Source organism: Exiguobacterium sp. LL15, from assembly GCF_024436095.1.
GTDB lineage: Bacteria > Bacillota > Bacilli > Exiguobacteriales > Exiguobacteriaceae > Exiguobacterium_A > Exiguobacterium_A indicum.
In genome coordinates this window covers 1-14,015 of the sequence record NZ_JANFNX010000002.1, presented here as the reverse complement: position 1 = coordinate 14,015, position 14,015 = coordinate 1, and the positions used below count along the sequence as shown (strand labels likewise).

The window sequence follows — 14,015 nt, the reverse complement described above, 5'->3', positions numbered from 1 at the left end:
AAGTGCATGTTGTCGTTCATTCCGTCGCTGTCACCGTCTGACGTAAGTGGGTATCAATCGCCTCTGCGACGCGTAATCCGGAGATGACAGCACTCTCGACGCGCGTCCGCCCTGACGCATCATCGGCTTCAAGGAACGCATCCCCGGCAAGCCAAAGCGGATGTGCCGCTAGTTTCAAATGCGGTGTCCGGTAAACCGCACGTGCCTGAGCGTAACGCCAACGTTTGAGCTGACGCGAAACAATCGTCACCGGTCCGAGTTGCTGTTGTAACAGCCGCTCGACTTCAGCGAGTGTCTCTTCTTCCGGACGCTCGTACCAGTCTTCACTGAAGCGAGCTGTCATATAGACGCTCAAGAGTGTCGTCTTCGAAATCTGCTTCTCGGCATTATTGACGAGTTTTAACATCCCATCGACGAGTTGTTCGTCTTGTAGGCCGACTTCCCCGATCGTCAGTCGCTCTTTGATTTCAAACAGACCCACGAATGTCGGCTCGAACGTCACTTGGCGCAACTGCTCATGATCGTCATCTCCAAGCGCCAGATCAGAAGACTGCAACAGTTCATATGCTTGCGGCACAGGCGCCGTCACGAGTAACGCATCATACGTACCTTGATGATCCGTCGCTTGTGTGACGAGTTCATCCTCTGTTGCCGTAATATGCGTGACCTGCTCATTCAACTGAACGGGAATCCCTCGACCAATCGCTTGTACGAGTTGATTCATACCGTTCGTTGCGACATAGCGTGGAAAATCCGTTCCGAACCACTTACGAACCCATCCCTTCTCAAGCCATTCGTCGACTTCGCGTCCTAACTCTTCCGTCCGAACCGTGAAGAAGACGGCACCATGATCCGCTGTTCCTTGATCAATCCGACGAGTTGCCATTCGCCCCCCGACGCTCTGGCTTTTTTCGATGATTTCAACAGCATGTCCTGCTGCCTGCAATTGACGTGCCGCAAAGATTCCGGCGAGTCCACCACCGATGATTCCGATTCGTTTCCCTGTCATCTCGCTTCCCCCTCATATTCCTCATTTCCCTAAGTATAGAGGTTTCTTCCAAGACATGGGTGAATCAATACCCGTCCGATATGCTCGTCATCTGTAATTCCTGCTCGATAAGTACGATGTTCTCCTCAAAGAACGCCCGGTGCTCTTCTAGTCCACGTTTGATGCACCAGCCAACAGCCGTGAGTGCTTCCCACAAACGATAGTATGCTAGATACGTCTCGATCGGCACGTCTGAGTGTAACGTCGCGTATCCTTCTTGAAATGCCGTGACGTAAATGGAACCGAACGTATTGAGATTACGGACGATCTTCGTGAAGTCCATCTCGACGGCCCCGTAGCGGGTCGTCTCGAAATCGATCACCCCTGTGACTTGATCACCTACCGTCAGTAAATTTGCTAGGCGGAAGTCACAATGTGTGGCAACGGGACGTGAAGGCTCCGGTAACGACTGTTCTCGTCTGACTAACTCTGTTTGGATGTTCTCTAAAAAACCGGATCGAGTTCGGTCGTGATGAACGGCATGAATCCATCGAGTTTTTCATTCCGGAAGCGTCGCCAGTCCTGAACCGGATAGGCATAAAATCCATCTTCCGTATACTCGCCGTAAGCTTCTCCTGTACACGTATGCAGCATTGCGAGCGTTCGACCAATTTCGTACGCCAATTTTTTAGTCATCGTGATCGGTACCTGTCCCGGTAAGGCAGCAAGTACGAACGCCCCTGTCTTCTGCCCGGGAGCTGCTTCAGCTAAGATGTGTGGCACGGGTACAAATCGTTCTAGTGCATGAATCCAGCCACGTTCCCGGTACCACTTTTCAGCCGTATACGGGCGCTTTAAGAAAACGACCTGACCATCCGTTAGGACGAGACGATCGACTTCAGAACTATACGATTCGTCGACAGTCGCGCATGCTGCGACGTCGAGTTGAAAATGTTCAATCCATGCGTCTCGTGTCATTCTGTCGTCCCCACTATTTTCTGTAGCGTTTCACCTGGTAGACCGTCAATCGGTCCAACATAGGTCGATTCAAAACCTAATCCGATCAAAATACGGCGCGATGCCTCATGCGCTGGATCAATCGTTGCCGTGACGACCTGTAGCTCTTCTTCTGTCGCTAACTGTAAGAGACGCTCTGCAATCGCTGTGCCGTATCCGCGTCCCCACTGATCGGGTAACAGCATGTAACCGAGCTCTGCTTCAAACGGTTGCGTTTGACTCCGGGTCATGTGCCCGATTCCAATCCATGTCTCTTCGGTATAAATCAGATACGATCCGAGTCGGTCGTGCTGCTGTTGTTCAAGGATTCGGTCAAAGCGTTGTTTCGTTTCCGTATCTGTTAATGCCTGTTCCGTGATGTAACGCATGACACGTTCGTTTTGGACGAGCGTCGCGTAGCGATCGTAATCGGACGCTGTTATTTTTCGTAATTCAATCATCTTATTCTCCTCTTCATGTCCGGTAGTCATTGTGGGTTGGGGTGAAGACATCTTCCGTCGACGGACGAACAATCGCAAAGTGTTCGACGTTATAATGACCGTGCAAGACTTGATTATGGTGAGCGATCATTTGCTCCGGCGTCAGGACATCGGAGCCGTTCGTCGTATGCCCGTCGGCGACGAGTGTGACATCAAAGCCATGCACCGTCGCACTGCGCACCGCGGTATCGATGCAGTGTTCCGTCTTACAGCCTAAGACGATCAGATGTTCAATCGATGCTTGGCGTAGATAATCAAGCAAGGGGGTGCCATGAAACGAATTCGTCGCCGCTTTATCGAACGTGACACTGGACGTTGGAACGGGAATCGAGTCATGGACTGCAAACCCAGGTCCTGTTCCGCCAGCGACGTCCAAATCCCGAATGAAAACGACCGGAACGTTTCGTTCGTCTGCTTCAAGTACGACCGCTTCGATGACATGCGCGACTTGCTCTTTTAAGTATACCGGACGTTCTTCCGTGTTTCCGTCGACGAGTTCCTGTTGAAAATCAATCACTAGGACTGCTTGTTTCATCGTCATGTTCCTCCTTGTAATATCGACTGTTTGTTTCCTTCCCGTTCATCTGAATGATTTCCTGCTCCTGACAGACACGAAACTTTTTAGCTGTTGGATTCGTTAAGAAGAAGGAAAGGATGTGTCTGGATGATTTGGTTTGGCGTCATCTTCTTATGTGTGCTTCTCGTCAATCTGACACTGGAGAAGCTGATCATGAACCGGACGATGACAGGTCGTTGGTTCGTACGTAACTTACTCATTTGCCTCGGAATCACTCTATTACTTTTCGGAATTGAACGTTATGTCCTATCCGGTCTATGAAAAAGCAGATAGCGATTTTCGCTATCTGCTTTTTTAGTTAATAGACTTCGTAATTTTGCCCTGTCTGTGCCCCTTCGACACTCTTTTCGAACGCCGTCGCGACACGTGACGCCGGAACGGCTTCAAAACCACGGAAGAAGGGTCCGTACTTTTCAAGCGACTCGATCAGTACGTTCGGACTGACACTGTTGATCCGAATACCTCGTGGCATCTCGATCGCTGCTGCGTGAACGAACGCTTTGACCCCACCGTTCGCAAGCGCAGCGGATGCGCCTTGGCGAATCGGATCGTCCATCATGATGCCGGTCGTCAGCGTAAAGCTTCCGCCGTCTCGTACGGACTCTAAACCAAGCAAGACGAGATTGACCTGACCTTTTAGTTTACTGTCGATTCCGATTTGATTAAGCTCCGGTGTTAAGTCCGTCAATGGACCGAAATGAGCACCACCTGTGGCACTGATGACGGCATCAACAGAACCGACTGTTTCATACATCGCCCGAATACTTTCCTCTGATGTGATGTCGACTTGTACATCCGCTCCGCTTCGTCCGGCACGAATGATGTCATGCCGCTCACTCAGCCGTTCGACGACTGCCTGCCCAATCGTTCCGCTTGCTCCTACTACTAAAATTCGCATGATCCTTTCCCCTTTCTCGTCTAACTTACCTATCTAGCCTACTGCACAGCAGATGGTGGTTTCAAGGAATCTACCGGATGCGTCTTCAAGAAGATGAGGATTTCTTCGAACAAACGTTGTTTATCCCGATCGAGTGTCAGTAGATGTTTACTGTTCGGAAGAAGAACCTTTTTCTGATCTCGGCTCGGCACCGTCGTTTCGATTCGCTCGAGACTCGCATGATAGACGGCATCATCTAAGGCGCCAAGGAATAGAGCGATGGGCTGCGTGATCTTCGGCAAGACGACTCCTGTGTCGAGAATGAACTGTTGTAGTGCCCATAAGTCTTTTTCTGGGCGTGGAAAATGACGGTCGACAAAGTCTACGATCCACTCCGGTGAACGATCGTCAAACTGAAAATACCGTTCCGTATACCGACGGACGCGGTGCTCGAGTCCCGCAATCGTCCGCTCAAGAATCGGCGTCGAGAGTAAGATGAGTCCAGCGCATCCTGACTGTTCTGCTAGTCGAAGTGCCATTACTCCACCGAGTGATTGTCCGATCAAAAAGATGTCTTTGTGTCCTCGATCTTGTAAAAACGCGAGTCCGACTTGCGCGGACTGCCAGACGTCTTCGATCGTCGTCTCAAACAAGCGCTCCGGCGATTCCCCGTGCCCGGCGTAATTTGGCGCGTAACAGGTATAGCCGGCTGCATGTAAAAAACGAGCGAGTCCCCGCATCTCATTCGCACTTCCAGTAAAACTATGTAACAACAAAACAGCAGGTCCGGGTCCTTCTAAGTACAGATCCTTTGATTTCGTAATCAAGTGCGCCCCTCCTTTTCATCTCTTCACACTTCCTCCACCGAAGCATCCTCCCGTAACGACTCTATAATCCGAAAGCCTGGGTAGTTCGCTTCGGATCGTCGTTCGCCACTTGACCGATAATAAGCATTCCAGTAACTGATCATCCGGTCTTCGATTCGCTTCATGTATGCCGGATCATCCTCGACGAATCGCCGCTTCACTTCCGGATCCCATTGCTCGATTGCGGGTACGATGATGTCGACGATGTCACGGACGTATTCACTAGCAAGTTCGATGATATAGGCAAGAACCCATCCGTCGTGTGGATGGTTTTTAAGTAACTGCTGAAGATACTGCTCACGAACATGACCATCATGGTGACGGGTGTAAAGGCAATATAAAATCGTCTGCTGAGTCGACGTCAGTTGCTTGATCCGCTCCGAGTCGATTTCTGATAAATACAAACGCATCGGAATCTGTATGTGTTCCTGTTCTATATTTACTTCGATCGCCCCTGGTGATAATTGTGTCCATCCAAACGGTAGACATGCTTTAACGACCCGAACGTCCTGTTCATATCTCTTAGGAAATGCGGTGATCCAGCGGTTCATCTCGTTCTCCTCCTAATATAAAAACTCCAAACGACAGACGCTTACACGCCTGTCATTTGGAGTCGATTTGTTTCCTTATTCAACCGTTACCGACTTCGCCAAGTTACGTGGCTTATCGACGTCACAGTCGCGACCGAGTGCCGCGTAGTATGAGATTAATTGAAGTGGTAAGACCGACAAGAGTGGTGACAAGAGTGGCTCGACTGCTGGAATGACGAATGCATCTGTTGGCAATTCAAGACCTTCTGCTGCGATGACACACGCATTTGCCCCACGTGCGACGACTTCCTTGATATTCCCACGGTTGTTGAGATGAACGTGTGGTTGTGTCACGAGCGCGATGACCGGTGTGTTGTCTTCAATCAAAGCGATCGGACCGTGCTTAAGCTCTCCACCCGCGTATCCTTCTGCTTGGATATACGAGATCTCTTTGAGTTTCAATGCACCTTCCATCCCGACGTATGCATCTTGTCCACGACCGATGAAGAACGCATTGCGTGACTCAGACAAGTATTCTGTCGCGATTTCTTGGAAGCGATCTTTTTGAGACATGACCGACTCCATCGCACTTGAGATTTTACCGAGTTCTTTCATGAGATCAAAGTTGACGGCAACCCCTTTTGCTTGAGCAAGGTCAAACGCAAGGACAGCGAGAACAGCGATTTGAGCTGTATAGGCTTTTGTTGAAGCAACGGCGATTTCTGGACCCGCGTGGAGCAACAATGTTGCGTTTGCTTCACGTGACAATGTTGATCCTGGAACGTTCGTGATCGTCAGTGCCGGGTGACCAAGTTTCTTCGCTTCGACGAGAACGGCACGACTATCCGCTGTTTCACCTGATTGTGAAAGGAAGAGGAAGAGCGGTTTCTCTGTCAATAATGGCATGTTGTATCCGAACTCAGAAGAGATGTGCACTTCTGTCGGGATGCCTGCGATTTGTTCGATCAACTGTTTTCCGATCAAACCAGCATGGTAGCTTGTTCCGCAACCGATGATGTAGACGCGGTCACGACCAAGTACGAGATCACGGACTGATTGATCGAGTGTGATGTCGCCTGCTTCGTTTTGATATTTTTGAACGATGTTCCGGATGACTGCTGGTTGCTCATCCATCTCTTTGAGCATATAGTGCGCGTACGTTCCTTTTTCGATATCTGATGCATCGATTTCAGCCGTGTACGCTTCACGCTCTTGGACGTTCCCGTCGAGATCTTGGATCGTCACGCTATCACGCGTCAAGATGATCATCTCACCATCATGCAACTCAACGAATTGATCCGTTACTTGCAACATTGCCATTGCGTCTGAAGCGACGACGTTGAACGTACCATCACCGAGACCGACGAGAAGTGGTGATTTGTTTTTCGCGACGTATAAGACGTCTGGATTTTCAGCATCGATCAACGCGAGCGCATACGAACCATGCAAGACACGGAGTGTTTGACGGAATGCTTCCGCGACGTCACCTGTCTCGTTGAAGTTTTTTTCAATCATCTGAACGATGACTTCTGTATCCGTGTCGCTCAGGAGATCGACGTTCAATTCTGCTTTTAGTTGCTCATCGTTTTCGATGACACCGTTGTGCACGAGTGTGAAACGTGCTGACGCACTTTGGTGTGGGTGCGCGTTTGGTACGCTTGGGACACCGTGTGTCGCCCAACGTGTATGTCCGATTCCAACTGTGCCGTCTGCCTCAGCAGGAACGACTTCGCGTAGCGCAGCAATCCGGCCAACTTCTTTGTGGACTTGGACGCCGTCGTTGACGAACGCAAGACCTGCCGAGTCATAGCCGCGGTACTCGAGCTTTTCGAGACCTTTTAATAAAATTTCTTTCGTGTTGACCTGTCCGATCATACCTACGATTCCGCACATGTTACATCTCTCCATTTACAAGTATTTCCCTGAAGAGGAAACGGCTCTTGTTGAGAGGGTCCCGATCGGTCTGTTTGTCCGCCCAATCACTTGGACGATTTCAGAACGATTTACGGTATGGACCTGTTACCGGGAGGCATCCGCCGAATGATTCGATAAACCTCCACCTCGTCAGCTTTCAACCTACGAAGAAAGCCCTGGCGCTTTTTAGTTCCGTCTGACCCCGTTTCTGTCCGACTTCACCATCATACGAACTTTACTTTGAAAAAGCAAGAAAGGTAACGTAGTTGTAACTATTCCCGATATTTCACTAATCAATACGTATAATCCCTATTTTTTGTAAAAATCTCAAGCTGTTTTTCTAAAATAATTGTAAAAAAAGAAGCAGAGCAATCGCTCTGCTTCGGGTTTCTTAGTTTTCTTGTAACGCATAGTTCTCACGAACGACGTTCGCGATCCGCTCGACGTACGCATCACACGCTTCTTGTGTCGGAGCTTCCGCCATGACACGAACGAGTGGTTCTGTTCCTGACGCACGAACGAGGATCCGTCCGTTCCCCGCCATTTCCGCTTCAACTTCCGCAATGATTGCTTGTACAGCAGGACCGCTCATTGCGCCATTTTTATCTGAGACACGGATATTGACGAGACGTTGTGGGAAGATCGGCATCTCAGCTGCGAGTTCTGATAACTTCTTCCCTGTCGCTTTCATGATTTGCAACAACTGGACGCCTGACAACATGCCGTCTCCTGTCGTTGAGTAATCCATGAAGATGATGTGCCCCGACTGTTCGCCACCGAGCGTATAGTCGTTCTTACGCATCTCTTCGACGACATAACGGTCACCGACTGCTGTCTGAAGCGCCGTCATCCCGTTTTCTTTGACGGTTTTATGAAAACCAAGGTTACTCATGACCGTCGCAACGATCGTGTTGTCTTTCAGACGACCAAGTTCGTTCAAGTATTTCCCGCAGATGAACATGATTTTATCACCATCGACGATATCGCCGTTCTCATCGACTGCAATCAAGCGATCGCCGTCGCCATCAAATGACAAACCGACATCTGCGCTCTTTTCTTTGACGAAGGCAGCAAGGTGTTCAGGGTGTGTCGAACCGACACCATCATTGATGTTGAGTCCGTTCGGATTCGTTCCGATCGTCGATACTTCCGCTTCTAAGTCACCGAATAGACGTGGTGCGAGGCTTGACGTCGCTCCGTGTGCACCGTCAATCGCGACATGGATACCTGAGAAATCTTCATCCGATGTCTGACGAAGCATATGCAGATACTTTTGTGCGCCCTCAAAATAATCATGAACGAAGCCGAGTTCTTTTCCAGCTGGGCGTGGCAATGTATCTTCTGCTTCATCGAGTAATGCTTCAATTTCAAGTTCTGTTGCGTCATCAAGCTTAAAGCCGTCTGATCCGAAGAACTTGATCCCGTTATCTTCTACTGGATTGTGCGACGCGGAAATCATGACTCCTGCTGTCGCATCCATTGTTTTTGTCAGATACGCGACACCTGGTGTCGAGATGACACCTAGACGCATGACTTCTGCACCGATCGATAACAGACCCGCGATAAGTGCGTTCTCAAGCATTTGACCAGAAACACGTGTATCGCGTCCAATTAAGACTTTAGGTCGTGTGCTTTCGTGTTTTGTTAACACGTAACCACCTGTTCGACCGAGGCGATACGCCAGTTCCGGTGTCAATTCTACGTTTGCGACGCCGCGTACGCCGTCAGTTCCAAAATACTTACCCATATGTTATTTCCTCATTTCACTAATTTGTTTTAATTGGTCGGAACGGATGTCCGAGGCACGGCTTTTAACGTGACATCCATGTTATCCGGACGCAAGACATCGAAGGCTTTCGACGTCTGGTATGAAATCGGCAATCCATGCGTCCCTTCCTTTAAGCCTGTCACATCGATGACCGCTTTAATATCCGTCGCATCAATCGATGCTAGATCCGATTCTTTCCCACGGACAACGACATCCATCGTTTGGTTATAATCAATCGTATACTTCGACTCATCAAACCCGTTCAATGTGACCGTCACACCCGGGATCGTTTTCTCTGCTCGATCCTCGACGGTTTCTGTCGTCGATTTCGCGTTTTCCTTTTCAACGACGATATTGACGGTAACCTGTGTCGGATCCATCGCCGTCGCGTTTTCCGGTTCCACGAGTTTGACGGTTTTTTCCGTCGTCTTCGTCAATCCCTTAAGCGAGACCGCTTCTGTATCAACGGAACCAATCCGTTCCAACTCTTCTTTTGTTCCATATAGACGAGCTTCCGTCGTGACGGGAACGATCTTGACAACGGTATACCCTTTTTTGACGTTGTCTTTTGTCTTCACATTGATTGGTACCGTCTTACTTTCCTTATAGATCGGTACTGTGATTTCTAATTGCTCCGGTTGATAAGATGCATTAATCGTATTCCCGTTCGCATCCGTCGCTTTAGCATTGAACGTCTCTTTGAACGTCTCTGCCCGACCGGTCACATCAATCGGTACTTGAATTGCTGAAATCGCCTGTAACTTCTCCGCGCCTCCCGTGACTTCAACAGTTTGTTGGTTCGGTTGCGCTTCCCCAGCGACATATCCTTCAGCGATTTTGTTTTTATTGAGTAAGGCGACTTGTACCGGTACTTCTTTCGTAATCTTCTTATCGAGGAAGACTTCGATCGTCTGTTGTTTCGGCGTCACTTCGACATCTTTTCCGAAGCCGGTCGGTGTGACACGGACACGATGATAGCCCGGGTCGAGGCCTTTCAAATCAATCGATAATCCAAAATCCTGAACAAGCCGGAGCATCGTCAAGCTACTCGAAGGACCTTTAACGGTGACCTCCATCGTATTTGGAATATTATAGGCGACCCATTGCGATTCATCATACTGGACCGTGACCGGTACGTCAAACTTCGTCGAGCCTTGTCCTGCGATCGGTAACAGACTAGCCGCATCGCTTTTTCCCGTCGTATTCGAACCTGCGACCATCAAATACAACATGACGGCTAAGGCAACGGCAACGATACGTAAAAACCAGCGTTCATTGAACCACTTTTCGAACATTATTTTTTCGCCCCCATCCAGTTCAAGAAGGAAGTATTCGTCGGTTCGGCCTTGACGATTGTCTCAAGTAACTTCGTCCGCAAGGATTCTTCGTCGAGTTCCCGGTATAGACGTCCATTGATGGCGAGTGAGACACCACCCGTTTCTTCCGAGACGACGAGCGTGACACTATCCGTCACCTCACTGACACCAATTGCTGCGCGGTGACGTGTTCCAAGCTCTTTTGAGATATGTGCACTCTCAGACAGCGGTAAGTAACAAGCGGCTGCTGCTAACTTGCCTTGCTGGACGATGACGGCACCATCATGTAAGGGTGTATTCGGAATGAACAAGTTGATCAGCAACTGACTCGTGATTTGTGAGCCGAGCGGAATACCCGTCTCCACGTATTCACTCAGTCCAGTCTCCCGTTCAATCGTCACGAGTGCCCCAATACGCCGTTTTGACATGTACTGAGCAGACGATACGAGCGCATCGACGATTCGAATTTGTTCATCTTCATCACTGACCGCACTACGCGAGAAGAATTTACTCGTTCGTCCTAAATGTTCCAGTCCACGCCGGAGTTCGGGTTGGAAGATGATGATAATCCCCAGTAACCCATAGGTGATGATTTGATTCAGTAAGAATTGCAGTGTTTTGAGTCCAAAAAAGCCACTCAGGAACCAACTGATCAAAATGACCGAGATCCCTTTAATGAGCTGGACCGCTTTTGTTCCTTTGACGATGATCATGAGACGGTAAATGACGAACGTCACGACCGCAATATCAATCACGTCATTAATATAATCGTACCAATGTACGTTTTCTCCCAGTTTCAACAATTGAAATTGAAGTGGTTGCCAGCTGAAGTAATTCACCAACCGTGCCCCCTAACTCATCTGATTTAAACAGTTTCCATTATAGCACAAAGGGACGAGTTCGACTCGTCCCAGCTGATTATTGAAATAGACGCTTGATTCCGTACCATACGCGTTCGAATAATTGATCGATTTCCTTGATTTCTCCGGTCACGCTACCAGCACTCGCCGTGTACGCTTTCCCGTCAACGGTCATGACATCGCCATTGACTTTCCCTTCGATGCGGACGTTCCCGCCTTCGACATATAGATCTTGGTCGACCGTGACGCCTTTCGGGACAACGACCTCACCATTTTGAGCGACGATACCTGGTGCATTCGTATAAGATAAGTCATGTTCTTCTTGTGCCATATAACCACCTAGGCTACCGACCGACAAGAGTAAGAAAACAGCCGCTGCCGCGAGCAATGGGTACTGCTTCATCTTACCTCCAAAACGAGACGGTTGCGGTTGGTGCAGCAAAGCAGCGCTTGGCGTCTCCACCTGTTCAGGCAATTGTGCCAGCACGCGGGATGTAAAATCTGCCGATAATTTAGGCGCTGGAAGTTGACGCAGTCGAGCATCAAGGAGCCGATACTCTTCGAACTCGTCCATCGCGTCTACTTCTCGTAACTCTGCTTCTAATCGCTCGAATTCCTCAGGTGGTTGGTTTTGGTCTAAATAATCCTGGATCCGTTCATGTACATGCTCTCGTGACATGGTGAGTTCCTCCTTCTCATCGTTTGGCAAAATGCTTCTTCAGCGCTTCTCGTCCACGATGAATTCTAGTTTTGACAGTAGCGACAGGTAATTCGATCATTTCACTGATTTCCTTTAGCGAAAGATCTTCTACATATTTCAGGACGAGTGGGACACGGTATTTTTCTGGTAAAGCTGCAATCGCGTCCCCGACTTCGTTTCGTTGCTCGTTATCGACCACTTGGTCCTCCGGCAAGGTATCCTTGCTCTCGAGTTGTGAATACAATGTCAGTCCTTCAGTACCTGACATCTCAGCATCAAGAGAATAATCAGGTTTCTTTTTCCGTAATCGGTCAATCGATACGTTCGTGACGATTCGGTACAACCAAGTCCGGAACTTCCATTGTGCATTATACGAATCAATCTTCGTAAATACACGGATGAAGGCTTCTTGTGTCGCATCCTCCGCTTCCATTCGATCGCGCAAGACGCGGAAAGCCACAAGAAAGGCACCTTCCTTATATAGATCAACAAGTGCCGCGAATGCATCACGGTCTCCTTGTTTCACTCGCTCAATTAAGCGTAGTGTCGTTTCTTCCACTTTGAATACCCCCCGCTCTATGCGGTCAATCTCTTATACGAAGTCGACCGATAAATGTTTCATCTCCTTTTAAATTGTAACAAAAAAAACTTGAACTCCGCTGAAAAGAGTTCAAGTTCTATCCATTATTTTACTAAGCGATGTGTTTCCATTGCCAAAAGTAGATCTCCGATCAGTTCATTCGCAAGTTCCGCTGTTCCGTTTCCTTCTTCAAGTAACGGATTCACTTCAACGAATTCAGCTGCAATGAAGTTTTCTGACGTTGCACAATGCTTGAGCACCGTTTTCGCATCGTCTAAGAAAATGCCATCGGCGACACGTGTACCTGTACCGACGACGAGTGATGGATCGAGACCATCCATATCAAAGCTAAGATAGAATGCATCCGTCGTTTCCTTCAAATAAGCAATCGCTTCTTCCATGATCGCGTCCATTCCCCGAGTTCGGATCGCTTCCATATCATAGACCCGAATACCAAGACGATCAATCAGCTCTTGTTCCCCTGGATCAACGTCACGTAATCCGATGAAGACGAGGTGTTCCGGTTGCAGCTTGATATCTGTTCCTCCGACTTCCGTTAAACGCTGATGTCCTTCCCCAAGGGCTACAGCGAGCGGCATACCGTGGATGTTACCAGACGGTGATGTTTCCGGTGTATTCAAATCACCGTGTGCATCGAACCAGATGACGCCAAGACGTGGTACAGTCTGACGTAACCCAGCAATCGTTCCGATCGCCATGCTGTGATCGCCACCAACTAACAACGGAAAACGTTGTTCCGATAACGCGTCACGTACGATCAGGTGCAAGTCATTCGTCGTATGGACGACGCCTTCAAGACGTTTCAGCTTAGGATCTTCTTCCCGGACTGCATCCTCGGATAAAACAGCCGCTTCCCCGTAGCGTACTGCTTCTTGTCCCCGTGCTTCGAGTGTCGCGAGTAGACCCGCTTTTTCGACAGCAGCAGGTCCGTGTTCAGTGCCTGGCTTTCCTTGTCCATAACGGTACGGTACGCTGATATACGCGATGTTCATACGATATTCCCCCTATGTCATAGTCACTTCTACATGTATTGTAAGCGGTAACAAACAAGTGGTTCAACTCAACAAAAAAACGCATGAATATACAAAAAAACACCGTGAAGGGAATCACGGTGTTCTTGCGTACGTACTCTGGTTATGCTTGGCATTTCATATAAAAAAAACTTAAGACGAACGAAACTCGCTTAAGATCTTTAAATAAAATTGGTGGAGCCTAGCGGGATCGAACCGCTGACCTCCTGCGTGCAAGGCAGGCGCTCTCCCAGCTGAGCTAAGGCCCCGAAAGAAAAAAAGCGGAAGACGGGATTCGAACCCGCGACCCCGACCTTGGCAAGGTCGTATTCTACCACTGAACTACTTCCGCAAGAAATGAGCCATGCAGGATTCGAACCTGCGACCCTCTGATTAAAAGTCAGATGCTCTACCAACTGAGCTAATGGCTCGACATGGTGGGGGGGGGCGGATTCGAACCGCCGAACCCGAGGGAGCGGATTTACAGTCCGCCGCGTTTAGCCACTTCGCTA

The 14,015-nt window shown here is 49.1% G+C and carries 16 protein-coding genes and 3 tRNA genes; 1 reads left to right on the top strand and 18 read right to left on the bottom strand.

Features of this window, described 5'->3' with window-relative positions:
• Positions 1-16 precede the first annotated feature (16 nt).
• The 5 genes from NOM72_RS11460 to NOM72_RS11440 form a co-directional block, all read right to left on the bottom strand.
• Complete coding sequence (locus tag NOM72_RS11460; protein WP_255999197.1) at positions 17-1,009, bottom strand: NAD(P)/FAD-dependent oxidoreductase; 993 nt, start codon at positions 1,007-1,009, stop codon at positions 17-19.
• A 64-nt stretch (positions 1,010-1,073) separates the two neighbouring features.
• Complete coding sequence (locus NOM72_RS11455; RefSeq protein WP_255999305.1) at positions 1,074-1,487, bottom strand: phosphotransferase family protein; 414 nt, start codon at positions 1,485-1,487, stop codon at positions 1,074-1,076.
• Between the two features lie 5 nt (positions 1,488-1,492).
• Positions 1,493-1,966, bottom strand: coding sequence for a phosphotransferase (locus NOM72_RS11450; RefSeq protein ID WP_255999196.1), 474 nt, complete (start codon positions 1,964-1,966; stop codon positions 1,493-1,495).
• A complete protein-coding gene (locus NOM72_RS11445) occupies positions 1,963-2,445 on the bottom strand; it encodes a GNAT family N-acetyltransferase (RefSeq protein ID WP_023466678.1) in 483 nt (160 codons plus the stop codon). The genes NOM72_RS11450 and NOM72_RS11445 overlap by 4 nt, the downstream gene beginning before the upstream one ends.
• A 13-nt stretch (positions 2,446-2,458) precedes the next feature.
• On the bottom strand, positions 2,459-3,019 hold the full coding sequence (locus NOM72_RS11440) for an isochorismatase family protein (RefSeq protein ID WP_075643167.1): 561 nt from the start codon (positions 3,017-3,019) through the stop codon (positions 2,459-2,461).
• Between the two features lie 129 nt (positions 3,020-3,148).
• Here NOM72_RS11440 and NOM72_RS11435 point away from each other — a divergent pair, with 129 nt between their 5' ends.
• Positions 3,149-3,322, top strand: a complete 174-nt coding sequence (locus NOM72_RS11435; RefSeq protein ID WP_023466676.1) for a hypothetical protein — start codon at positions 3,149-3,151, stop codon at positions 3,320-3,322.
• Between the two features lie 37 nt (positions 3,323-3,359).
• On the opposite strand, the gene NOM72_RS11430 is transcribed toward NOM72_RS11435, so the two are convergent.
• From NOM72_RS11430 to NOM72_RS11370, 13 genes are all read right to left on the bottom strand, one after another.
• Positions 3,360-3,959: a short chain dehydrogenase gene (locus tag NOM72_RS11430; protein ID WP_195866251.1), complete on the bottom strand. Its 600-nt coding sequence runs from the start codon at positions 3,957-3,959 to the stop codon at positions 3,360-3,362.
• Between the two features lie 38 nt (positions 3,960-3,997).
• Positions 3,998-4,765 carry an alpha/beta hydrolase gene (locus NOM72_RS11425; protein WP_214861626.1) on the bottom strand — a complete coding sequence of 256 codons (768 nt, stop codon included), beginning with the start codon at positions 4,763-4,765 and terminating at the stop codon, positions 3,998-4,000.
• Positions 4,766-4,788: 23 nt separating this feature from the next.
• Positions 4,789-5,355, bottom strand: a complete 567-nt coding sequence (locus NOM72_RS11420) for a hypothetical protein (RefSeq protein WP_255999195.1) — start codon at positions 5,353-5,355, stop codon at positions 4,789-4,791.
• A gap of 75 nt (positions 5,356-5,430) precedes the next feature.
• Positions 5,431-7,227: a glutamine--fructose-6-phosphate transaminase (isomerizing) gene (gene glmS, locus NOM72_RS11415; protein WP_023466669.1), complete on the bottom strand. Its 1,797-nt coding sequence runs from the start codon at positions 7,225-7,227 to the stop codon at positions 5,431-5,433.
• Positions 7,228-7,639: 412 nt separating this feature from the next.
• The gene (gene glmM / locus NOM72_RS11410; protein ID WP_023466667.1) at positions 7,640-8,995 is read right to left on the bottom strand and encodes a phosphoglucosamine mutase; all 1,356 of its coding nucleotides are present in this window, start codon (positions 8,993-8,995) and stop codon (positions 7,640-7,642) included.
• Between the two features lie 29 nt (positions 8,996-9,024).
• Entirely contained in the window at positions 9,025-10,311 is a 1,287-nt protein-coding gene (locus NOM72_RS11405) for a CdaR family protein (RefSeq protein ID WP_023466665.1), read from the bottom strand.
• A complete protein-coding gene (cdaA, locus tag NOM72_RS11400) occupies positions 10,311-11,171 on the bottom strand; it encodes a diadenylate cyclase CdaA (RefSeq protein ID WP_023466663.1) in 861 nt (286 codons plus the stop codon). The genes NOM72_RS11405 and cdaA overlap by 1 nt, the downstream gene beginning before the upstream one ends.
• A 79-nt stretch (positions 11,172-11,250) precedes the next feature.
• On the bottom strand, positions 11,251-11,871 hold the full coding sequence (locus NOM72_RS11395; protein ID WP_023466661.1) for an anti-sigma factor: 621 nt from the start codon (positions 11,869-11,871) through the stop codon (positions 11,251-11,253).
• A gap of 16 nt (positions 11,872-11,887) precedes the next feature.
• Positions 11,888-12,451 (bottom strand): RNA polymerase sigma factor SigW, encoded by a 564-nt coding sequence (gene sigW, locus NOM72_RS11390; protein WP_023466660.1) that lies wholly within the window; start codon positions 12,449-12,451, stop codon positions 11,888-11,890.
• Between the two features lie 125 nt (positions 12,452-12,576).
• Complete coding sequence (rocF, locus tag NOM72_RS11385) at positions 12,577-13,485, bottom strand: arginase (RefSeq protein WP_255999194.1); 909 nt, start codon at positions 13,483-13,485, stop codon at positions 12,577-12,579.
• A 211-nt stretch (positions 13,486-13,696) separates the two neighbouring features.
• Positions 13,697-13,772 (bottom strand) — tRNA-Ala (locus NOM72_RS11380).
• Between the two features lie 11 nt (positions 13,773-13,783).
• Positions 13,784-13,855 (bottom strand) — tRNA-Gly (locus NOM72_RS11375).
• A gap of 6 nt (positions 13,856-13,861) precedes the next feature.
• Positions 13,862-13,934 (bottom strand) — tRNA-Lys (locus NOM72_RS11370).
• Positions 13,935-14,015: the final 81 nt, after the last annotated feature.